Source organism: Dehalococcoidia bacterium, from assembly GCA_025060295.1.
Classification (GTDB): domain Bacteria; phylum Chloroflexota; class Dehalococcoidia; order Lucifugimonadales; family HRBIN23; genus HRBIN23.
In genome coordinates this window covers 74,099-94,287 of the sequence record JANXCH010000007.1, presented here as the reverse complement: position 1 = coordinate 94,287, position 20,189 = coordinate 74,099, and the positions used below count along the sequence as shown (strand labels likewise).

Genomic DNA, 20,189 nt, shown 5'->3' with positions numbered 1-20,189 from the left:
CCGAGGTGCATAGTATCATGGGGAGCGGGACAGAGAGGTGGCCTATTCCTGAGGAACGCCTTCCCTATCGCCGTATCCTTTTGCCTGTGAAGGAGGCACGGGCAGACAGTCCCCTTTTCCTGCTGGCCTCCTCCCTGGCGCGCCAGAGTGGGGCGCGGGTGTTTTTGGTGTACATCATCGAGGTGCCCCGGCGCTATCCCGTGGATGCCGAACTGCCCGAGGAGACCCGCCGGGGGGAGCAGGTTTTGCAACAGGCGGAGAGCCTGTTGCGGGGAGCCCGAGTGGAGGTGGAGGCCGATATCCTCCAGGCGCGGGACGCCGGCCCCGCCATCGTGAAGGAGGCGGTGGAGCAGGGGGTCGACCTCATTCTCATGGAACTTCCCTATCGGCAGGAGCATGGGGGCTTCTCCGTGGGCCACACCACCCTCTTCGTGCTGGAACATGCCCCCTGTCCGGTGCTGGTGCTCCGCCAGCCTAAGAGGGAGGAGGCCTCGCCTCCCTCGGACCTGCCTCGTGCTGTATCGTCGCGGAGGCCCGCTTCATGAAGGTGCTCATTATGGGGTGTGGGCGTATCGGGGCGTTGGTGGCTTCTGCCCTGTGGCGGGAGGGGCATCAGGTGCGGGTGATGGACACCGCCCCCCAGCGCTTCCTGGCCCTGCCCCCCGAGATGCGGGAGCAGGAGGGCACCACTTTCTTGGGGGACGGGACACGGGCGAGCGACCTGGTCGCAGCGGGTATTGAAGGGATGGACGCCTTCCTCGCCGTGTCGGACGACGACAACCGCAACGGCCTGGCGGCGCAGAAGGCCAAGTACATCTTCAAGGTGCCCCAGGTGGTGTGCTTAGTGCAGGACCCCGCCCGCACGGACATCTACCGCGCTCACGGCATCGTAACCGTCAGCCCCACCAAGGTAGTGGTGGGTTTGGTGCGGGAGGCTTTGATTCCCGACAGGTCCCCCTCGCGCCGTTCCCCAACCTCATAGAGAGAGGAGGCGACGATGTACGTGGTGATCGTGGGAGGGGGGCGCATCGGCTTCCACCTGGCCCAGGCGCTGCTGAACGCCAAACACGAGGTGGCGGTGATTGAAAAACACCCCGCCAAAGTGCAGGCCCTGAGGCAAGCCCTGGGGAACATCGCCATCCTGGGCGACGGCTCCGACACGGGGGTGCTCCACGAGGCGGGGGCGGAGCGGGCCGACCTGGTCATCGCCACGACCGGCGACGACGAGGTGAACCTGGCCGTGTGCCAAATGGCCAAGCACCTGTGGCATACCAAACGCACTCTGGCGGTGGTGCACAATCCCGAGAACGAGGAGTTGTTCCACATCCTGGGGGTGGACGATACGGTGTCTGCCACGCGCTTGCTGATGGCGGAGATTGAGAAGGAGGTGCCCGCCCACCTGACCATCCAGGTGATGCCGGTGAGCGGGGGCCTGGAGGTCATATCGGTGGAGGTGCCCGCCGAGGCGGGAAGCGCCGGCCGTCCCCTGGGGGCGGTGCATCTGCCCCCAGGCACGGTGGTGGCGGCCATCGTCAACCGGGAGGGGCACCCCAAGCCCGTCACCCCCCACACGGTGGTGGAGGCTTACGACCACATCATCGCCGTGGTGCACCAGGACAAGGCCGAGGCCTTCCTGGAGGCCCTGGCCGGAGAGGGATAGTCCATGCCCAAGCGCTTGGCCTTTTTAGGCCCTCCTGGCACTTTTAGCGAGGAGGCAGCCCTGCTGTATGACGCCTCGGCCGACTTGGTGCCGGTGCCCTCCATCCCCGCTGTGGCCACGGCGGTGCTCACCGGCATGGCCGAGGAGGGCATCGTCCCCATTGAGAACAGCCTGGAAGGCTCCGTCAACGAAACTTTGGACTTGCTCATTCAGGAGCCGCATCTGCGCATCTGGCGGGAGGTGGTGCTGGCCATTAGCCATTGCCTTCTGGTCAAGCCCGGCACCCGCCACACGGACATTCAGGTCATCTACTCCCACCCCCAGGCCTTGGGGCAATGCCGACGCTATCTGGAGTCCCTGTTCCCCAAGGTGAAGCGGGAGCCGGCCCTGTCCACAGTGGCGGCGGTGGAGCAGGCCTTGCAGAGCAGTGTGCCGGCGGGGGCTATTGCCCCAGCGCGGGCGGCGGCGCTGTACCCGGTGGAGGTGCTGGCCCAAGGGATCCAGGACAACCCCAATAACTTCACTCGCTTTGTGGTGCTGGCGCATCACGACCACCCGCCCACCGGGGACGATAAGACCTCCCTAGCCTTCACCTACGATACGGATCGCCCCGGCCTGCTCCACGAGGCCCTGGGGTTTTTCGCCACGCGGGGCATCAACCTGGCCAAGATAGAATCCCGCCCCACCAAGCAGGTGTTGGGGCGTTACATCTTCCTGTTGGATTTGGAGGGGCATCGGGAGAGCCCCCAGGTGAAGGCGGCCCTGGACGACCTGGGGCGTCAGGCGGCGTGGGTGCGGGTGTTTGGGTCGTACCCCCGCTGGCGGGGACCGACGCAGGCTAGACAGGGCTCCCCGGCAGGCCCTGCATCCCCTTGAGGAACCAGATCTCCCCCAGGTGGCCGTAGCCGTGGGTGAGGAAGGTGGTGCCCAAGAAGAAGCGGAGGGGATGCTCGCCCAGGGGCCGCACCAACACCTTGCGCTCCAAGTCAGCATCCGAGAGGCCGGCCACGAACTGCTCCGTCTCCTGGAAGACGAGGCGGGCATAGGCGAGGAACTCGTCCACCGAGGGGAGGCGCACCTGCTCGGCTTGCTGGGGGGTGAAGCCGGTGCCCTGGGATTTGCTGTCCAGGCCGAAGCGCTTATCCCAGCCCCCCTCCATCCAGATGGTGGGCATGCGGCGGAACACAAAACGGACGCAGTTGTCCTCGGTGCGCACATAGTGCCAGAGAATAAAGGCGATGTGGTTGACATGGGGGGCGGGCTTGTAGTGGAGTTGCGCGGGGGTAAGGCCCTGGACGGCCTGGATGAGGTTGCGGTGCAGGTTTGCCAGGTTTTCGGCCAGGAAGGCTTGCAAGGTGGTCATGGGCGCCTCCTCGTAAAGGGTTACGGTTTCCTGGGCGCGTGTTACCCTGGGTATAAAGATATCCCCGTCGCCAGAGCTCCGCTAGACCCGCTCCGCCAGACGGGAGAAGTCCTCAGCACTGTCCACCACCTGCCCGTCTAGGTGGCGACGCATTTGCCCTCATGGTGAGCGCGCAACTCTTTTTATGGGATTCGGGGAAAGCCATCGCCCCCTGAAACTGTGGGATTTCTGTGAGCGCTGGCTTGTGCGCCCCTAGCATATGCAGAGTGTAAGCAGAGTCTGCCTGAAGTCTCTCACCCCATTCCCAAGGATAGCCGTCTAATTTTGTGCCAGGCAGGGTAGTGCTATCTTACCGCGTGGGTGGGGGCAGTGCAACCCCCTGTGGCGGCCAGGGCAGGTCCAGGGGCTTGTCCAATCCCAGGGCGGGGGCCACCTCCTGCGCAAACAGCACCATCCCCTCCACCGCCGGCGCATCGGGGAAGGAGAAGATGAGGTAGTCCAGCCCCGCCTCCAGCAACCGGGCGCACCGTTCGGTTACCTGGGCGGGCGTGCCCATAAGGGGGTTCCACGATGTGAAGTCCACCGCTCGCCCCAGGCGCTGGGCGAGGCGGGCCACCTCCCTCTCCGTGGGGGCGAGGAGGAGGCCTCCCAGGCGGGTCTTGAGCACGGTGGACGGGTCGCGCCCGACGGCCTCACAGTGGCGGGCCAGCACCCCCAGTTTGTGGCGGATGGTGGGCGGGTCGCCGAACAGGTTACACGCTGTGGCGTAGCGCGCCACCAGGCGCAAAGTTACCTGCTCCCCTCCCCCGCCGATGAGGAGGGGGGGCAAGGGCCTCTGCAAAGGCTTGGGTGCGCACAGAGCGTCCTTGACCTGGTAGTAGCGCCCCTGGAAGGTGGCCCGCTCCTGCGTCCACAGGGCCAGGAGCACCTGCACCGCCTCGGCCAGGCGGCGCGCCCGCTCCGAGCGCGGGGGAAAGGGCCACCCGTAGGCGTGGAACTCCGTTTCATACCACCCGGCACCGATGCCCATGAACAGCCTTCCCCCGCTCACCAAGTCCAGGGTGGCCCCCATCTTGGCCAGCAGGGCGGGGTTGCGGTAGGGCGTCCCGCTCACCAGTGTCCCCAAGCGCACCTGACGGGTTACGGAGGCCAGCGCCCCCAGGGTCGTCCACGCCTCGGGCATGGGCGTGTCGGGCGGGGCGACGAAGGGAATCTGGATGAAGTGGTCCATCAGCCAGAAGGAGTCGTAGCCCGAGGCGTCGGCGGTGTGGGCGAGGGTCATCAGAGCGGGGAAGATGCCCTCGGCGGGCACACCCCAGGCGAAGGAGGGTTGCTGAATGCCGAAGCGGGAGCGGAAGCGCACCACGCCAGTCCCCTATGTGGCGGGGGAGGGGGTGGCCTCCAACACGGTGCGCAGGTTGCGTACCAGGGTCTCATACTCCTGGCGCACAGCCTTGCTCAGAAGGACGGTGGGCTTGGAGGTGTCCCTGTAGTCGGGGCGCAAAGCGAACCGCCCCAGGAAGGGGAGGCCCAAACGCTGGGCCAACTCCTCGCCCCCGCCCGAGCCGAACACCTCCCCCGAGAAGTTCTCCACCACCCCCAAAACCCGCTGGTTCAAGCGGCGCACCATATTGATGGAGCGCAGGGCGTCCACCAGGGCCAGTTCCTGGGGCGTGGTAACAATGATGAAGCCGTCCAGGGAGGGGAGGGTCTGCATGATGGTGAGGGGCGCATCGGAGGTGCCCGGGGGCAGGTCAATGATCAGGTAGTCCAGTTCTCCCCACTGGGTCATCTCCAGGAATTGGGTGAGGGCGTTGTGAATCATCGGCCCCCGCCAGATGATGGCCTCGTCCTCCTTCTCTTGGAAGAAGCCCATGGAGAGCACCTTCACCTTCCACTTCTCGGCGGGGAAGAGGTGGGTGCCGTCGGAGGTGGGCTTCTCATCCACCTTCATGGCCTTGACCACATTGGGGCAGTCAATATCGGCATCCAGGATGCCCGCCCGCTGGTTGAAGAAATTGGCCAGGGCCACCGCCAGGTTCACGGCCACCGTGGTTTTGCCCACCCCGCCCTTCCCGCTGTAGACGGCCACCTTGTAGCGGATGGCTTTGAAGGCCTGGGCCATGCGTTTGCGCTGTTCAAACTGGCGCTTCATGGCCTCCAGGCGGGCGCGCTCTTGGGGGGTTGGGGTGTGGGTGGTGCTCACAGGGGCCTCCTCCCCACGCCGCACAGGGCGGGGGACGCCTCACCAGCCGACGACGCTATCACGCCTACTCGAGGCCCAGCAGTTTCTTCCCCTCGGGGCGAATCATCTCGGGCGTCCAGGGGGGGTCCCACACCAACTCCACCTGCACATCCTCCACGCCCTCGATTTCGGCGATGCGCCACTCGGCCTGCTGGGCGATATAGGGCCCCATGCCACAGCCGGGGAAGGTCAGGGTCATGGCCACATACACCCGGTTCTGCTCGTCCACCTGCACATCGTAGACCAGGCCCAGGTCGTAGATGTTGACGGGGATTTCGGGGTCATAGACCTCCCGAAGGGCTTCAATGACCTGCTCGGTGGTAACCTTGGGCTTCTGCTGGGCGGCCGGCTCGGGCATGGCGCCTCCTTTCCCCTCGTTCGGTGCCCATGGTAGGGGATACCTGGGCGGGCGTCAATAGTTGAGAAGCTGACTCGCTTTCCTGCTATTTAGGCGGGAAGGTGGAGGCGATGGCGCGGTCGGCGTCCTCGGGGCGTGGGGCGGCTGCCAGGTAGAAGATGTTGCCCTGCGCCCGCAGACGCATGTGGATGCCGTCCTGTTGGAGGGCGTAGACCGTCTGTCCCTCTACGGTATGGGGCTGAAGGCCTGCTTGACGCGCCACAACGCCCAACGCCGCACGGATGACCACAGCGGGCACGCTCGCCCGCCCCACCGCAAGGGCGACGGCCTTGTGCTGATCCAAGAAGGCCAGGGGGCCACCTTGCAAGGGGCGGTCTAGAGCCAACGGCTGCGATACATACAGGGCAAAGGCGACCACCTCTATGCGCGCCGTGCCCAGGGCCTGTTGGAGGCCCCCCACATCGCCCCCCGTGCGCCGGGACAGGGCCTCCAAAAACTCCCGCGTGGTCAGGGCAAAGCCCGCCGCGACAGGGGTGCCGGGGGGTTTTTCGGGCAGACGGCGCAGGGCGTCCCACGCCTTGGGGTAGGCGTCCTGCAGGCGCACCTGCCGACCGTTTTGGATGGCTTGGCGCAAGGCGTCGGCGGCCGAGCCTTCCCCCCGTACCAGATACACCCTTTGCCCCGAACGGAGCGTCCAGATGGGGGGTTGGACCTCCCGCAAGATGTCCTCCACCGCAGTGGCGTCCTGAGGATTGGGGAAGAGGCCAGAGGCTCCGAAGGTTTGGGCGTCGGGGGCAAGCCACGCCGCCAGGGAAGACAGACGCACTGCCTCCTCATCTTGGGCTTCGGCGGCGAAAGCGCCCGGGTGCAGGCGCAGGGGCTCCTGCTGGGCAAAGTACACATAGGCCGCCACGGGGGCGTCGGGCAGGGGGGCGTCGGCGAAACCCGGGGGCAGGGCGGGGTTGCCCGGGGGCGGGGCGCTCCGACACGCCCCCAGCAGCAAGAGGAGGGGCACGACCCATAGGAACAGCCTTCCGCTGCGCCACACCGCTCCCCTCCACCCTCGGCAAAGAAGGGAGGTTCCTCCAAAATCTTGTGGCGGGGGCACCGACACGACTTTGTTCATGTGCGCACCTTCCGTTGCACCGGGTCGGCGTCGTCCAGTAGGCGGCGCAGGTCGTAAATCTGGTCCCGCAGGAGCGCCGCCTTTTCAAACTCCAAGCGGCGCGCTGCCTCCTTCATCTGGCGCTCCAGTTCCTTGATGAGGCGGGCGGTCTCCTCCTTGGTGAGGGACTGGCGGTGCACTACATAGGGGGCCTTGCTCTCGGCCACCGCCGCCTGGCGCACCCGTTCGGTGATGTCCCGCACCGCCTTGCGGATGGAGGTGGGCACAATGCCGTGCTGGCGGTTGTACTCCTCCTGGATGCGCCGACGGCGCTGGGTCTCCTCTATGGCGCGCCGCATGGACTCGGTGATAGTGTCGGCATACATAATCACATGCCCCCGCTCGTGGCGGGCGGCGCGCCCCATGGTCTGGATGAGGGCCGTTTCGGAGCGCAGGTAGCCCTCCTTGTCGGCGTCTAGGATGGCCACTAGGCTCACCTCCGGCAGATCCAGCCCCTCCCGCAGGAGGTTGATGCCCACCACCACATCGTACACGCCCAGGCGCAGGTCGCGCAGGATTTCACTGCGCTCCAGGGTCTCCACCTCGGCGTGCAGGTAGTGGGCCTTGATGCCCACCTCTTGAAGGTAGTCGGCCAGTTCCTCGGCCATGCGCTGGGTGAGGGTGGTCACCAGCGCCCGCTCTCCCCGCTCCACGCGCTGACGAATTTCGCCAATGAGGTCGTCCACCTGGCCGGCCGTGGGGCGCACCTCCACAGTGGGGTCCAGGATGCCGGTGGGGCGAATAAGTTGTTCCACCACCTGCTCGCTGACGGCCAGTTCGTAGGGGCCGGGCGTGGCAGACACAAACACCACCTGGTTGAGGCGCTCCTCGAACTCCTGGAAGGAGAGGGGGCGGTTGTCCATAGCCGAGGGCAGGCGAAAACCGTAGTCCACCAGGGTCTGCTTGCGGGCGATGTCGCCCCCATACATGCCCCGGATTTGGGGCACCGTCATATGGGACTCGTCTATGAAGCAGATGAAGTCGTCGGGGAAGTAGTCCAGGAGTGTCCAGGGGGGCGCGCCACAGGCGACGGCCAGTTTGCCGTGGACAGGGTGGTGCCGCCCCTGCAGGTGGCAGGAGTAGTTCTCCACGCCGGTGCAGTAGCCCACCTGCTCCAGCATCTCCATATCAAAGCGGGTGCGCTGTTTGAGGCGCTGGGCCTCCAACAGTTTGCCCTGAGCTTCCAGGTCCCGCAGGCGCTCCTCCAGTTCGGCCTCAATGCCCTTGATGGCTTGGAGGAGTTTCTCCCGCCCTGTGACGAAGTGCTTGGCGGGGAAGATTTCTATCTCCTCCAGGTCGGCCAGCACCTCGCCCGTGAGGGGGTCCAGGTGGAGAATCCGCTCCACCTCGTCCCCCCAGAAGGAGATGCGCACCGCCAGTTCCTCGTAGGCGGGGAAGATGTCCAGGGTATCCCCCCGCACGCGGAAGGTGCCCCGGCGGAAGTCCACATCGTTGCGCTCATACTGCATGTCCACCAGGGAGCGCAACAGGCGCTGGAGGGAGCGGCGCTCGCCCTTCTGCACCTTGGCCACGAAGGAGTAGTACTCCTCGGGTGCGCCCAGGCCGTAGATGCACGACACAGACGCCACGATGATCACATCCCGTCGGGTGAGGAGGGCGCGGGTGGCAGCGTGGCGCAGGCGGTCGATCTCCTCGTTGATGTCCGTCTCCTTCTCCACATAGGTATCCGTCTCGGGGACATAGGCCTCGGGTTGGTAATAGTCGTAGTAGGAGACGAAGTACTCTACGGCGTTGTGGGGGAAGAACTCCTTCAACTCGGTGGCCAGTTGGGCGGCCAGGGTCTTGTTGTGGCAGATGACCAGGGCGGGGCGCTGCACCTGGGCGATGACATGGGCCATAGTGAAGGTCTTCCCGCTTCCGGTAACGCCCAGGAGGGTCTGGTAGCGCAGGCCCTTGCGCAAGCCCTCGGCCAGGCGCTGGATGGCCTGGGGCTGGTCTCCCGTGGGCTGGAAGGGGGCGACCACTTGGAAGGGGGGCATGGGGGTGTCCTACCCAGTTCCGACCGTAAGGTAAACTTGCTCTTTGGGCACCGAGCGCTTCTCCACGAAGTCGACCGTCAGCAGGAAGGCTTCCACCGCGGGCGCCCCCAGGAGGGGGACGGAGCCGGGCGGGCCGAAGATGCACAGGATGGTGCGCTCCTGCCCGTCCAGACGGGCCACCACCTCGGCCATGGGCCACTCCCCTTCCTTTCCGTCGGCCACGGCTGGACGCGCACGCCAGCAGAGGCGGACGCCCAGGCGCTTCAGGATGGGTGCGGGGAGGGTGGTAAAGGTTGCGCCCGTGCCCACCCGGGCCTCCAGACGCTCGGTTCGCCCTGTAGGGCCGATGAGGGTGAGAAGATAAGGGAAGGTGCCCATGTCACCTCTATGGTAGCGCAGGAAAACGGCTCCCCGGTTTCGGGGAGGCCTTTCGCCATCATCAGGACGGGCACGGGGACAAGCCGTCGCCCACGGGGTCAACGGCGAGGCGAAAAATCTCCAGGGTTACCACGCCCAGCAGAGGGGTTATCCCTTCTTCCCCGAACACCACCGGGCACATCTGCGACCGCCCCTCTAGGCGCAGGCGCGCCATCCCGATGGCATACTCAGCCTGCCGGCCATCGGCCAGAAGGAAGGGGTGGCGCTCCCACACCTCAACCCCCAGGCGATGCAACACCGACGCGGGCACTACCGTATAGGTTGTGCCTGTGTTCACCAGGGCCTCTACCTTCTCCCGGCGTTGTCCCTGGGGGTTGCCTATCTCCAGGGGGACACGAAAGGCTCCCACGCCCCTATGGTAGCACGGGGGGCACCTCCAGCCATAGGAAGAACTCGCGGTTGCCCTTGTCTCCCAGGATGGGGGAAGGGGTAATCCCCCGCACACGCCACCCCTGCCCAATGGCCCACACGGCGACGGAGGCGATGGCCTGGGCGTGCACTGTCGGGTCGCGCACCACGCCCCCCTTTCCCACCTTCTGCCGTGGTGCTTCAAACTGGGGCTTCACCAGGCAGAGCACCGTTCCCCCTCGTCCCAGGTGGCGGGCCACGCTGGGCAGCACCAACCGTAGGGAGATGAAGGACACGTCCACGGTGATGAGGTCTACGGGTTCAGGCAGGGGGAAGGGGTAGCGGGCGTTGACCCCTTCCATGACTACCACGCGGGGGTCCCGGCGCAAGCGCAGGTCCAACTGCCCCCGCCCCACATCTACGGCATAGACCCGTCGCGCCCCCCTTTGCAGGAGGCAGTCGGTGAAGCCCCCGGTGGACGCCCCCACATCCAGGCACACCTTCCCCTCCACGGAGATGCGGAAGGTGTCCAGGGCGTGGGCCAGTTTGATGCCTCCCCGGCTCACATAGGGCAGGGGGGCCAACACCTCCACGTGGGCCGAGGGGTCTACCGTCTGCCCCGGCTTGCGGGCGGGCTGGCCGTCCACCAGCACCTGGCCCGCCAGCACCAGGGCCTGGGCCTTCTCCCGTGTGGGGGCCAGGCCCCGCTCCACCAGAAGGGTATCCAGGCGCGTGCGGAGGTGGGGCATGGGGGCCTCCCCTCTATCATAGGGGCCCCCGTGCTCCCTTGCGCTGGTATAATGGGCGCTGGTACCCGCGCCAGAGCCTGCGCGAGGAGGGGCTATGGTCCAGGAGCAGGAGCGCCTCTACGAGTGGGAGGTGGCCCGTATTGGGGATGAATCGCCCCCCATCCGCATAGAGGTTACGGCTGATATGATACGGGAGTATATGAAGGTGTGCCGTTACGAGCATATCCCCCCTGCGGATGCCGACCTGGTGGCACCGCCGGGGATGGTGTTCGCCTATGCCCCCATGCGCCGCGACCAGGCCATCGCCGCAGCGGGCTATGTGGCCCCCGAGCAGGCCAAGACCAACCCCCGCGCCACGCCCTATGTCGGCTCCCAGGTTACCCTCTATCGCCCCGTGCGCCCTGGCGATGTCATCACCAGCACCACCAAGACTTACGCCAAATACGAGCGCAAGGGGAACAAATTCATCGACTTCCTTATCACCGCCTACAATCAGCGGGGGGAGAAGGTGGCGGAATACATCTACACTTGCCTGTGGCACTACGCCAAGGGGAAGGTGTCTCCCCCGGGGGGAGACGGGGGACGCTCGGAGGGGCGGTAAAGGCATAAGCCTCCCAGACTACCCATAGGAGGGAAGATATGGTCGTCCAGGCCAAAGGCGTCACTTGGGAATCCATCCGCATTGGGGATGCACTGCCGAGCCAGACCAAACGGGAGACCCAGGAGACGATTGACGCCTTCGGGGCCTTTCGGCGCGCCATTCTGGGCCCTCGGCGGGAGTGGAAGGACCTACACAGCGACCCTGAGTTCGCCCGCGGGGGTATCTTCGGGGCCACGGTGAACATGGGCATCGCCACGGCCGATTACTTCTTCCAGGTGTTGGAGCAGGCCTTTCCCCACCAGGCCCTGTTCAGCCCCCACAGCCGCTACACCTTCAAGGCGGTGGCCCCCATTTACGCGGGCGACACGGTAACCATCACCGGCAAGGTGGTGGACAAGCGCCAGGAGGAGGGGCGCAACCTGGTGGTATGTGAACTGACGGGTGTCAACCAGCGGGGGCAGGTGGTCTATGTGGGGACGGCCACTGTCCATTTCCCCTAATCCCCTGGGCAAGCCCACCCCCTGCGCGCCTCTGTCCCCGTCTTCTCCCGCCAGAGGGGGGCTGGAGCAAAGAGAGGTGTCGGCACACCCTGGAGTGCGTCTATGGCGTTAGGGCCCTTGCACGGCATTCGGGTGGTGGAGCACACCCATATGTACGCCGGCCCCTACTGTTGTGCCCTTTTGGGCGACCTGGGGGCGGATGTGATCAAACTGGAGCCGGTGGAGCGGGGCGACCGCATTCGGGAGTTGCCTCCCTTTACCCCCGAGGGGCGGTTCTCCTACCCCTTCGGGGTGCGCAATCGCAACAAGCGGAGCCTAGCCGTGGACCTGGCCACCCCCGAAGGCCAGGCTATCGCCCACCGCCTGGTGGCCACCGCTGATGTGTTCGTGCACAACATCCGCCCCCAGACTTTAGAGCGCCTGGGGCTGTCCTACGCCCGTCTGCGGGAGATCAACCCCCGCCTCATCTTCGCCGGCATCTCCGGCTTTGGACAGCACGGCCCCTTCAAAGACCTGCCCGGCCAAGACCTGCAGATTCAGGCTATGAGCGGCATTCTGAGCGTAACGGGCTATCCCGACCTGCCTTCTACCCCCATCGGCGACCACATCGGGGATGCCTCGGGGGGTGTGATCACCGCCTTGGCCATCCTGGCCGCCCTGTACCATCGGGAGCGCACGGGCCAGGGGCAGGAGGTGCATGTGTCCCTCTTGGCCAGCCTCATGGCCCTCCAGCACGACCGCTTCTCCATCTTCCTCAACACGGGGATAGTGCCCCCGAAGCGGGGGATGGGATCCCCGGTCAGCCCGCCCCCCTATGGCATCTGGCGGTGTCGGGATGGCCAGGAACTGGCCCTCTCCTCCTCCCGCGACGACCAATGGGCCGATTTCTGCACGGCCATTGAACGCCCCGACCTGGCCCAGGATGCCCGTTTCGCCACCCGGGAGCAGCGGGAGGCCCACCGAAGCCTTTTGGCCGCTATCCTGCGGGAGGTGTTCCTCCAGAAGGACAGGGACACGTGGGTGGCTCTTCTGCGGCGGTATAACCAATGGGTGGTGCCTGTGCGGGATTATGCCCACATCGTGGCCGACGGCGACCTGCAGGCCAATGGACGCATCGTGGAGACGGTGCATCCCCAGGCGGGGCGCATCCGTGCCCTGGCCTTTCCCGCCGATCTCCACGAGTCCCCGGCCACAGTGCGTCGCCCTGCCCCCTTGCTCGGAGAGCACACCCGCGAACTTTTGCGGGAACTGGGCTACACCAACGAAGAGGTGGACGCCCTCTACCAACGGAAGGTGGTGCGGTAAAGGTGGGCTCGGCTGTGTGCTATGCTGGGCATGGCGTGGCTTGGGATGGAGAGGGGCTTGTCCCCCAAGGGTGAGGAGCAAAGGGATGTGCCCCCGCCCGGACTATGCCCTTGTGTGGGCTTCTCGTGTACGCCAAGCCCAGGAGCGCTTGGCTACGGCCACCACGCCCCAGCAATCCGAGGCCGTGCAACGCGCCCTGGAGGACCTCCTGGCGCAGGTGGAGGACCGCGTCATCCTCGCCTACGAGCGGGGGCACCGGGAGATGGAGATGCTGCACGCCCTAGGGGAGGTGCTCGCTTACGCTCTGGAGATGCTGGTGGAGGGGGACAGGGCAAAGGCCCAGCGCGCCCTGGAGCGGGCGGCCCACATGCTCGCCTCTCCGCACAGGCCGACCTCGCCCCGAAAGGAGGGGAGACCCCATGCCACTTCCACTGGAGGGCTACCGCGTCATTGACCTGTCCCGTTTGGCCCCGGGGCCGTTCTGCACGATGGTGCTGGCCGACCTGGGGGCCGATGTGCTGCGGGTGGAGGAGCCGGGCGGGGGACGGCGCACCCGCATGGAACGGGACCTGGGAGGGGCCGATGCCCAGGCCCAGCGCCGACAGGTGGCCTTCAACGCCCTCCACCGCGGGAAGCGCAGTATCGCCCTCAACCTGAAGCACCCCGAGGCCCAACGCATCCTCCACCGCCTGGTGGAGCGGGCCGATGTGTTTGTGGAGGGGTTCCGCCCAGGAGTGGTGAAGCGCCTAGCGTGCGACTACGACACCCTCAAAGCGGTCAACCCCCGCCTGGTTTACTGCTCTCTCTCGGGCTATGGGCAGGATGGCCCCTATGCGGGTCTGGTGGGGCACGACATCAACTACATCTCCATTGGGGGGGCTTTGGGCATCATCGGCCCCCAGGGGGGGCCCCCCGCCATCCCGTACAATCTCCTGGCCGACTATGCGGGCGGGGGCCTGCTGGCCGCCCTGGCCATTGTGGTTGCCCTGCTCCACCGCGAGCGCACGGGCCAGGGGCAATACATTGACATCGCCATGACCGACGGCGTGCTGTACCTTTTGGCGGCGGTGGTCAGCGAGTACCTGCTGGTGGGGAAGGTGCCGGAGCCGGGCACCATGCGCCTCAACGGCGGCGTGCCCTACTACAATGTCTACCCCTGCAAGGATGGGCGCTACATCAGCATCGGGTGCATCGAGCCGTGGTTTTGGGAGAACCTGTGTCGCGCCCTGGGACGGGAGGACTTCATTCCCCACCAGCACAACGAGGCCACCTACCCCGACATCTTCTCCGCCTTCCGCCAGATTTTCCTGACCCGCACCCGGGACGAGTGGTGGGCCTACCTGCGCTCCCAGGGGGACATCGCCGTGGCCCCCGTGTATACCCTGGACGAGGTGATGCGCGACCCCCAGGTGCGCCACCGACAGATGATGGTGGAGGTGGGGCAGGTCAACGGGGAAACCGTGCGCCAGGTGGGCATTGCCCCCAAGTTCTCCGCCACGCCGGGGCGCATCCGGAGTCTGGGAGCATCCCCCGGCCAGCACACCGCGCAGGTTCTGGCCGAGTTGGGCTATACTAGCCAACAGGTTCAGTCCCTGCGGGAGCAGGGGGCGATTGAGTAAACCCCGCAGGATGCGCCTTTGGGGGGATACCCCGCCAGCCCAGAGGTGGAGAGGATGACGATGCAGACCCCGCCCCGCCGCGTGGCGCTGTTCGTAACCTGTCTGGTAGACCAGTTCTTCCCCCAGGTGGGGGAGAGTGTGGTGAAGGTGCTCCGCCACCTGGGGGTAGAGGTGGACTTCCCCCCAAACCAGACCTGCTGTGGCCAGCCCGCCTTCAACAGCGGGTTCCGTCGGGAGGCGCGGGCTGCCGCCCGCCACTTTCTGGATGCCTTCAAGGATGCCCCCCTTATCGTCGCCCCCTCCGGCTCCTGCGCCAGCATGGTGCGGGTGTTTTATCCCTCCCTGTTCCCCGATGACCCCCAACGCCTGTCCCAGGCCCGTGCCCTGGCATCCCGCACTTACGAGTTCAGCCAGTTCCTGGTGCGTGTGCTGGGCGTAACCGATATCGGTGCGCGCTACGCCAATGGCCTCACCGTTACCTATCACGACTCCTGCCACTCCTTACGGGAACTAGGGATACGGGACGAGCCCCGCGCCCTCCTGCAGGCCGTCAAGGGTGTGCGCTTCGTGGAGTTCGCGCACCACGAAGTGTGCTGTGGGTTTGGCGGAACCTTTTCCGTCAAGTATGCCCCCATCTCCTCGGCCATTTTGCAGGACAAACTGGAGAACATCGCCCACAGCGGTGCCCAGGTGCTGGTGGCCACCGACAGCAGTTGCCTGATGCACATGGGCGGGGCCATGCGCCGGCGGGGGATGCAGGTGCGCCCTATGCACATCGCCCAGTTTTTGGCGGAGGGCCTCCCGTGAGAGCGGTGCGCATCGCCATCCTGGACAACGCCAGCGTCTACCGGGAGCACCTGCTTCGCCAAGTGCGCCTGGCCGGTGCCGAGGTAACGGTGCTCCCCCCCAGGACGGATGCCGACTGGAACGCATTTGACGGGGTAGTGGTGAGTGGGGGGTCGTGGGGCACCGACCGCCGCGAGGAGCGCCGCCTCTACATCTTGTGGTACAAGGAGGTCATCCCCCACATCCGCAAGCCCCTCTTGGGCATTTGTCAGGGGGCGCTTTTGCTGGCCTACACCTACGATGGGGGGAGGCGGGCGTTCCTGCGCCTGCCCCAGCGGGTGAAGGGGTATGTGCCTGTGCGTTTTGCCCCCTCCTTCCCCCTGGGGCAGGGGGAGGCCCTCCTGTACCACAGCACCCTGACGGTCATCCAGGCGGTGGACGAGGAGCACCTGGTGCCCTGTGCCACCTCGGCGGTCAGCAAGGTGGAGGCCCTGATGCACCCCACCCGTCCCCATTTCGGCCTCCTCCCCCATGTGGAGGTAACCCCCCAGGGGGAGCCGTCGCCTATCCTCCAACGGTTCGTGCAGATATGTGGTGAGTATGCCGCTACGGAATAGGGAAGGTGCGCCGTGGGCGAAGTATGGACCCAGCAGTTCCCCCACAGTGCCCAAAAGGCGTTGCAGGACGCCTTCATCCAGCGCTCCTTGCGGCGTTTGTCCCACTTCCACGAGGCCCGCGCCCATGCCCTGGCCGAAATCGGCCTGGAGCGCTGGGAAGCCTTGCGGGAGCAGGGCCGCCGAATCAAGGCCCATACCATCCGCCACCTGGACCACTACCTAGAGATGCTGGCCCAGCAGGTGGAGCGCCACGGCGGGAAGGTGTGCTGGGCCTCCACGGCCCAGGAGGCCAACACCTATGTCCTGCAGGTTGCCCGCCGGCACGGGGCGCGCCTCATCATCAAGAGCAAAAGCATGGTCTCCGAGGAGATGGGGCTGACCCAGGTGCTTGAGGCGGCGGGCATAGAAACGGTGGAGACCGACCTGGGGGAGTACATCATCCAACTGGCGGGGGAGCGCCCCTTCCACATCATCGCCCCGGCCATCCACAAGTCCAAGGAGGAGGTGTCCGACCTGTTCGTCCGACGCCTGGGTGCCGAACGGGTGAGCGACATCCCCGCTCTCGCGGGCATCGCCCGGCGCGTTCTGCGCCAGAAGTTCATCCAGGCGGATATAGGCATCACAGGCGTCAACTTCGCCGTGGCCGAGACGGGCACCATCGTCCTCGTGACCAACGAGGGCAATGGGCGCATGTGCACCAGCATGCCCCGAGTGCACATCGCCATAATGGGAATGGAGAAGGTCATCCCCCGCTGGGAGGATCTCGCTGTTTTCATTGCCCTGTTGACCCGCGCCGCCACGGGTCAGCGCATCTCCTCCTATGTAACCTTCGTCACCGGCCCCCGCCGCGCCGACGAGGAGGACGGCCCCGAGGAGTTCCACCTGGTTATCCTGGACAACGGGCGCAGCCGTATGCTGGAGGACCCCGAACTGCAGGAGGCCTTGTTCTGCATCCGCTGTGGGGCGTGTTTGAACGCCTGCCCTGTGTATGGCAAGGTGGGGGGGCATGCCTACGGGTGGGTCTATCCCGGCCCCATCGGCTCCATCGTGACGCCTATGCTGGTGGGCCTGCCCAAGGCCAAAGACCTCCCCAATGCCTCCAGCCTATGCGGGGCGTGTCGGGAGGTGTGTCCCCTGCGCATCAACATCCCGCACATGCTGTTGGCGTTGCGCCAGCGCCTTTCGGAGGGCCCCCCCACAGAGCGCAAGGTCAACCTGCTGGAGAAGGCCCTGATGCGGGGGTGGCTGTTCTTGGTGGAGCACCCCTGGGCCTTCACCTGGGCGGGGCGAGTCGGCTCCCTGCTCCAGCGCCCCTTGGTGCGGGGGGGGCACATCCCCTGGCTCCCGCCCCCTTTGAACGGGTGGACGCGCTCCCGGGACTTCCCGCCTGTGGCCCACCGCTCCTTCCGTCTCCGCTGGAAAGCCCTGGCTCAGGGGAAAGGGGGCCGTCCATGACCACGCGCCAATCTTTCCTGGCCCATGTGCGCCAGGCCCTGCACCGCGCCCAGGGGCGGGAGCACCAGGGGCAGCATGCCCCCGCTGGAGAGGATCCTGCCCGTATCCCCAATACCCTCGCCGCCTGGCAGACGGAGGCCGACCAGGTGCGTCGGCGTCTACAGGCGCGGCGGGAGGACCTCCTCCTGCGTCTGGAGCGCATGGCGGGGCTGATGAACTGGAAAGTGGTGCGAGCGGGCGACCACAAGGGGGCGGCGCAGGCCGTGGCCCAGATTGTGCAACAGGTGGGTGCCCGCTCTGTGGTGCGCACTGCCCATCCCATCTTCACCCGCGCCCCTGTGGAGGACGCCCTGCGTGGCTTAGGCGTGGAATGCACCCTTATGGCCTATGATTCTGACGCCCCCCAGGAGAGCCGACGCCGCCTGCGCCAGACGGCCATCCAAGCCGACATCGGCATCACAGGGGTGGACTACATGGTGGCCGAAACGGCTACGGCCATCCTTCTGCCCCGGCGGGGGGTGAGCCGTTTGGCCAGCCTCACCCCCCCACGCCACATCGCCATCGTGGAAGCCGAGCAGGTGGTGGAGACCCTGGCGGACGCCCTGACCCTCCACAAGGCCCAGTTCTTGGCCCAGGGCGACCCGGGGGGCTATTGGTCGCTCATCAGTGGCCCCAGCCGCACGGGGGACATTGAGCAGACCATCGTCGTCGGTGTGCACGGCCCCCAGGAGGTCTACCTGGTGGCGGTGTGGTAGCCTCACGGGGCACGGCCTTTGCTATACTCCCCTCGGAAACGAGGAGGTGTGCCGTGCCGGTGTCGCCCGATGCCTATGTGCTCCCCGAACCCCTGCGCATGCTTCGGCAGGCGGTGCGCGACTACATCCAGAACGAGATTATCCCCCTGGAACGGCACCTGGACCCCGAGGCGATAGAGATTCCTCCAGAGGACTACCAGCGCCTGTCGCGGAAGGTGAAGGATATGGGGATGTGGTGCCCCACGGTGCCGGAGCATCTGGGAGGTGCGGGGTTGAACTGCTTCTGGGAGGCGGTGGTCCATGAGGAGATGGTCCAGCATCGGGCAGGGCTGTACCTGCCGGGCTATGGCACCTTCGGCACCCCGCCCCCGCCCGTGGCCTGGGAATACGGCACCCCCGAGCAGATAGAGCAGTTCGTGAAGCCCACCATTGAGGGGAAGCGCCACGCCTTCTTCGCCATCACCGAGCCTTCGGGGGGATCCGACCCGGCCCGCGCCATCCGCACCACCGCCCGACGCGACGGCGACGACTGGATTCTGAACGGGAGCAAGATCTTCATCTCGGGGGCGCTCCAGGCCGATTGGGGGCTGGTGTTCGCCCGCACCGACCCCCAAAGCCGACGGGGCATCTCCTGCTTCATCGTGGAGAAGGGCATGCCCGGCTTCACCTGGCAGCCCATCCCCGTCATCCGTCCCTACTATCCCGCCCAACTGTTCTTTGACTCGGTGCGGGTGCCCCACCGCTACCTGGTGGGGGAGGTGCACAAGGGGTGGGACATCTTGGCCAATCGGCTGTTGGCGCGGGGACGCATCCCCTACGCGGCGGCCAACCTGGGAGTGGCGGTGGCTGCCCAGCGCATGGCCGTGGACTACGCCCAGAAGCGGGAGACCTTCGGTGCCCCCCTGTCCACCCGCCAGGCGATTCAGTGGATGCTGGTGGACAGCGAAATGGAGATACGCGCCTGCCGCTGGCTGGTGTGGGAGGCGGCCTGGAAGTACGACAGCGGGGAGGACTTCCGCATGGAGGCGGCCATGGCCAAGGTGTTCTCCTCGGAGGTGCTGATGCGGGCAGTGGACCGGGCGGTGCAGGTGCACGGGGGGTATGGGGTGAGCAAGTGGCTTCCCCTGGAGCGGTGGTATCGGGAGGCGCGGGTGCGCCGTATCGGCGAAGGCCCCTCGGAGGTGATGCGTATGGTTATCGCCCGCTACCTGTTCAGCGGGGGGCACGGGGCACCCGTGGGGACGTGAGGAGGGGAGTTACCGCCTCCCGAGGCTCTCCCTCATCGGCAGGGAGATCCTCCGCCCTCTACGAGCCCCAACGGCCCGCGCCAGGAGGCGGAGGGGCAAACGATGCTGGCCATAGACCATAACTGGTGGCGAACGCCCAAGTAAGGCCCGTCAAACCCGAGGAGGCATGCCATGACCACCAACACCCTCATCTACGAAAAGAAGGGCCACATCGCCTACCTGACCATCAACCGCCCCGAGGTGATGAACGCCATGGACCCCGACACCTATAAGGCCCTGTCGCGGGCGTGGATGGATGTGCGGGACGACCCGAATATCTGGTGCGCCATCATCACCGGGGCGGGGGATAAGGCCTTTTCGGCGGGGGCCGACCTACGCCGCACCATCGGCCGTCCCCAGGAGATGTGGGAGTTCTGGCAGACCCAGGCCGACCCCATCCTCAACCGGGGCCTGGAGGTGTGGAAGCCCATCATCGCCGCCGTCAACGGCTACTGCCTAGCGGGGGGGATGACCCTCCTCCTGGCCACCGACATCCGTATCGCCGTGCCCGAGGCGCGCTTCAGCCTGGCGGAGGTGAAGCGGGGCATCCTCCCCGGCAATGGGGGCACCCAGCGCACCATTCAGCAACTCCCCTACCCCATCGCCATGTACATTTTGCTGACGGGGGAGATGATCGATGCCCAGGAGGCCTACCGCATCGGCCTCATCAACAAGATTGTGCCCCGGGAGCAGTTGATGGCCGAGGCGGAGCGCATCGCCCACCTGATTTGCGAGAACGCCCCCTTAGCCGTGCGGGCCATCAAGGAGTTGGCGGTGCGGGGGCAGTATTTACCCATTGAATATGGCCTCCGCCTGGAGCAGGCGATGGCCAAAATCCTCTCCTTCACCGAGGACGCCAAAGAGGGACCCCGCGCCTTCGCCGAGAAGCGCAAACCCAACTTCCAGGGGCGATAGGGTTTGTCAAGGGTATCCCCAGGA

Annotated in this window: 24 protein-coding genes; 15 read left to right on the top strand and 9 right to left on the bottom strand. The window is 66.2% G+C overall.

Annotated elements, in window-relative coordinates:
- Positions 1-17 precede the first annotated feature (17 nt).
- Genes NZ951_04150 through pheA form a run of 4 tightly spaced genes read left to right on the top strand, consistent with a single transcriptional unit; the run spans position 18 to position 2,536 of the window.
- Positions 18-545 carry a universal stress protein gene (locus NZ951_04150; GenBank protein MCS7207113.1) on the top strand — a complete coding sequence of 176 codons (528 nt, stop codon included), beginning with the start codon at positions 18-20 and terminating at the stop codon, positions 543-545.
- Complete coding sequence (locus NZ951_04145; GenBank protein MCS7207112.1) at positions 542-982, top strand: NAD-binding protein; 441 nt, start codon at positions 542-544, stop codon at positions 980-982. Before NZ951_04150 ends, NZ951_04145 begins: the two co-directional genes overlap by 4 nt.
- Positions 983-997: 15 nt before the next feature.
- Positions 998-1,660, top strand: coding sequence for a TrkA family potassium uptake protein (locus NZ951_04140; protein ID MCS7207111.1), 663 nt, complete (start codon positions 998-1,000; stop codon positions 1,658-1,660).
- Positions 1,661-1,663: 3 nt separating this feature from the next.
- The gene (pheA, locus tag NZ951_04135; protein MCS7207110.1) at positions 1,664-2,536 is read left to right on the top strand and encodes a prephenate dehydratase; all 873 of its coding nucleotides are present in this window, start codon (positions 1,664-1,666) and stop codon (positions 2,534-2,536) included.
- Here the strand turns inward: pheA and NZ951_04130 are convergent.
- The 9 genes from NZ951_04130 to NZ951_04090 all read right to left on the bottom strand — a co-directional run bounded on the left by NZ951_04130 (position 2,499) and on the right by NZ951_04090 (position 10,326).
- Positions 2,499-3,023 carry a DinB family protein gene (locus NZ951_04130; protein ID MCS7207109.1) on the bottom strand — a complete coding sequence of 175 codons (525 nt, stop codon included), beginning with the start codon at positions 3,021-3,023 and terminating at the stop codon, positions 2,499-2,501. The genes pheA and NZ951_04130 overlap by 38 nt on opposite strands.
- 349 nt (positions 3,024-3,372) lie before the next feature.
- Entirely contained in the window at positions 3,373-4,389 is a 1,017-nt protein-coding gene (locus NZ951_04125) for a TIGR03560 family F420-dependent LLM class oxidoreductase (GenBank protein MCS7207108.1), read from the bottom strand.
- Between the two features lie 9 nt (positions 4,390-4,398).
- Positions 4,399-5,229 carry an Mrp/NBP35 family ATP-binding protein gene (locus NZ951_04120; protein MCS7207107.1) on the bottom strand — a complete coding sequence of 277 codons (831 nt, stop codon included), beginning with the start codon at positions 5,227-5,229 and terminating at the stop codon, positions 4,399-4,401.
- Positions 5,230-5,293: 64 nt separating this feature from the next.
- Positions 5,294-5,626, bottom strand: coding sequence for a metal-sulfur cluster assembly factor (locus NZ951_04115; protein ID MCS7207106.1), 333 nt, complete (start codon positions 5,624-5,626; stop codon positions 5,294-5,296).
- Between the two features lie 85 nt (positions 5,627-5,711).
- Positions 5,712-6,674, bottom strand: coding sequence for a hypothetical protein (locus NZ951_04110; GenBank protein ID MCS7207105.1), 963 nt, complete (start codon positions 6,672-6,674; stop codon positions 5,712-5,714).
- A gap of 74 nt (positions 6,675-6,748) precedes the next feature.
- Positions 6,749-8,791: an excinuclease ABC subunit UvrB gene (uvrB, locus tag NZ951_04105; GenBank protein ID MCS7207104.1), complete on the bottom strand. Its 2,043-nt coding sequence runs from the start codon at positions 8,789-8,791 to the stop codon at positions 6,749-6,751.
- Positions 8,792-8,800: 9 nt separating this feature from the next.
- Complete coding sequence (locus NZ951_04100; protein MCS7207103.1) at positions 8,801-9,169, bottom strand: hypothetical protein; 369 nt, start codon at positions 9,167-9,169, stop codon at positions 8,801-8,803.
- 61 nt (positions 9,170-9,230) lie between these two features.
- Entirely contained in the window at positions 9,231-9,578 is a 348-nt protein-coding gene (locus NZ951_04095; GenBank protein ID MCS7207102.1) for an aspartyl protease family protein, read from the bottom strand.
- A 4-nt stretch (positions 9,579-9,582) separates the two neighbouring features.
- On the bottom strand, positions 9,583-10,326 hold the full coding sequence (locus tag NZ951_04090; GenBank protein ID MCS7207101.1) for a TlyA family RNA methyltransferase: 744 nt from the start codon (positions 10,324-10,326) through the stop codon (positions 9,583-9,585).
- A gap of 94 nt (positions 10,327-10,420) precedes the next feature.
- Here NZ951_04090 and NZ951_04085 point away from each other — a divergent pair, with 94 nt between their 5' ends.
- From NZ951_04085 to NZ951_04035, 11 genes are all read left to right on the top strand, one after another.
- Positions 10,421-10,927 (top strand): MaoC family dehydratase N-terminal domain-containing protein, encoded by a 507-nt coding sequence (locus NZ951_04085; protein ID MCS7207100.1) that lies wholly within the window; start codon positions 10,421-10,423, stop codon positions 10,925-10,927.
- Positions 10,928-10,965: 38 nt separating this feature from the next.
- Complete coding sequence (locus NZ951_04080; GenBank protein ID MCS7207099.1) at positions 10,966-11,427, top strand: MaoC family dehydratase; 462 nt, start codon at positions 10,966-10,968, stop codon at positions 11,425-11,427.
- Positions 11,428-11,529: 102 nt separating this feature from the next.
- On the top strand, positions 11,530-12,732 hold the full coding sequence (locus tag NZ951_04075; protein ID MCS7207098.1) for a CoA transferase: 1,203 nt from the start codon (positions 11,530-11,532) through the stop codon (positions 12,730-12,732).
- A gap of 85 nt (positions 12,733-12,817) precedes the next feature.
- The gene (locus tag NZ951_04070) at positions 12,818-13,186 is read left to right on the top strand and encodes a hypothetical protein (protein ID MCS7207097.1); all 369 of its coding nucleotides are present in this window, start codon (positions 12,818-12,820) and stop codon (positions 13,184-13,186) included.
- Entirely contained in the window at positions 13,152-14,351 is a 1,200-nt protein-coding gene (locus NZ951_04065; GenBank protein ID MCS7207096.1) for a CoA transferase, read from the top strand. The genes NZ951_04070 and NZ951_04065 overlap by 35 nt, the downstream gene beginning before the upstream one ends.
- A gap of 54 nt (positions 14,352-14,405) precedes the next feature.
- On the top strand, positions 14,406-15,158 hold the full coding sequence (locus NZ951_04060) for a (Fe-S)-binding protein (GenBank protein ID MCS7207095.1): 753 nt from the start codon (positions 14,406-14,408) through the stop codon (positions 15,156-15,158).
- Positions 15,155-15,754, top strand: coding sequence for a hypothetical protein (locus tag NZ951_04055; GenBank protein MCS7207094.1), 600 nt, complete (start codon positions 15,155-15,157; stop codon positions 15,752-15,754). The genes NZ951_04060 and NZ951_04055 overlap by 4 nt, the downstream gene beginning before the upstream one ends.
- 12 nt (positions 15,755-15,766) lie before the next feature.
- Positions 15,767-17,209: a LutB/LldF family L-lactate oxidation iron-sulfur protein gene (locus NZ951_04050; protein MCS7207093.1), complete on the top strand. Its 1,443-nt coding sequence runs from the start codon at positions 15,767-15,769 to the stop codon at positions 17,207-17,209.
- A complete protein-coding gene (locus tag NZ951_04045; protein ID MCS7207092.1) occupies positions 17,206-17,964 on the top strand; it encodes a lactate utilization protein in 759 nt (252 codons plus the stop codon). Before NZ951_04050 ends, NZ951_04045 begins: the two co-directional genes overlap by 4 nt.
- 53 nt (positions 17,965-18,017) lie before the next feature.
- Positions 18,018-19,211, top strand: a complete 1,194-nt coding sequence (locus NZ951_04040) for an acyl-CoA dehydrogenase family protein (GenBank protein MCS7207091.1) — start codon at positions 18,018-18,020, stop codon at positions 19,209-19,211.
- A 171-nt stretch (positions 19,212-19,382) separates the two neighbouring features.
- A complete protein-coding gene (locus NZ951_04035; protein ID MCS7207090.1) occupies positions 19,383-20,165 on the top strand; it encodes an enoyl-CoA hydratase-related protein in 783 nt (260 codons plus the stop codon).
- Positions 20,166-20,189 lie beyond the last annotated feature (24 nt).

Coding starts and splice junctions, on each gene's coding strand:
- NZ951_04090 (MCS7207101.1), bottom strand. CDS start 10,326: ATGCCCCACCTCCGCACGCGCCTGGATACCCTTCTGGTGGAGCGGGGC.
- NZ951_04150 (MCS7207113.1), top strand. CDS start 18: ATGGGGAGCGGGACAGAGAGGTGGCCTATTCCTGAGGAACGCCTTCCC.
- NZ951_04060 (MCS7207095.1), top strand. CDS start 14,406: ATGACGATGCAGACCCCGCCCCGCCGCGTGGCGCTGTTCGTAACCTGT.
- NZ951_04080 (MCS7207099.1), top strand. CDS start 10,966: ATGGTCGTCCAGGCCAAAGGCGTCACTTGGGAATCCATCCGCATTGGG.
- NZ951_04085 (MCS7207100.1), top strand. CDS start 10,421: ATGGTCCAGGAGCAGGAGCGCCTCTACGAGTGGGAGGTGGCCCGTATT.
- NZ951_04075 (MCS7207098.1), top strand. CDS start 11,530: ATGGCGTTAGGGCCCTTGCACGGCATTCGGGTGGTGGAGCACACCCAT.
- NZ951_04070 (MCS7207097.1), top strand. CDS start 12,818: ATGTGCCCCCGCCCGGACTATGCCCTTGTGTGGGCTTCTCGTGTACGC.
- NZ951_04035 (MCS7207090.1), top strand. CDS start 19,383: ATGACCACCAACACCCTCATCTACGAAAAGAAGGGCCACATCGCCTAC.
- NZ951_04115 (MCS7207106.1), bottom strand. CDS start 5,626: ATGCCCGAGCCGGCCGCCCAGCAGAAGCCCAAGGTTACCACCGAGCAG.
- NZ951_04045 (MCS7207092.1), top strand. CDS start 17,206: ATGACCACGCGCCAATCTTTCCTGGCCCATGTGCGCCAGGCCCTGCAC.
- NZ951_04130 (MCS7207109.1), bottom strand. CDS start 3,023: ATGACCACCTTGCAAGCCTTCCTGGCCGAAAACCTGGCAAACCTGCAC.
- NZ951_04145 (MCS7207112.1), top strand. CDS start 542: ATGAAGGTGCTCATTATGGGGTGTGGGCGTATCGGGGCGTTGGTGGCT.
- NZ951_04065 (MCS7207096.1), top strand. CDS start 13,152: ATGCCACTTCCACTGGAGGGCTACCGCGTCATTGACCTGTCCCGTTTG.
- pheA (MCS7207110.1), top strand. CDS start 1,664: ATGCCCAAGCGCTTGGCCTTTTTAGGCCCTCCTGGCACTTTTAGCGAG.
- uvrB (MCS7207104.1), bottom strand. CDS start 8,791: ATGCCCCCCTTCCAAGTGGTCGCCCCCTTCCAGCCCACGGGAGACCAG.
- NZ951_04140 (MCS7207111.1), top strand. CDS start 998: ATGTACGTGGTGATCGTGGGAGGGGGGCGCATCGGCTTCCACCTGGCC.
- NZ951_04100 (MCS7207103.1), bottom strand. CDS start 9,169: ATGGGCACCTTCCCTTATCTTCTCACCCTCATCGGCCCTACAGGGCGA.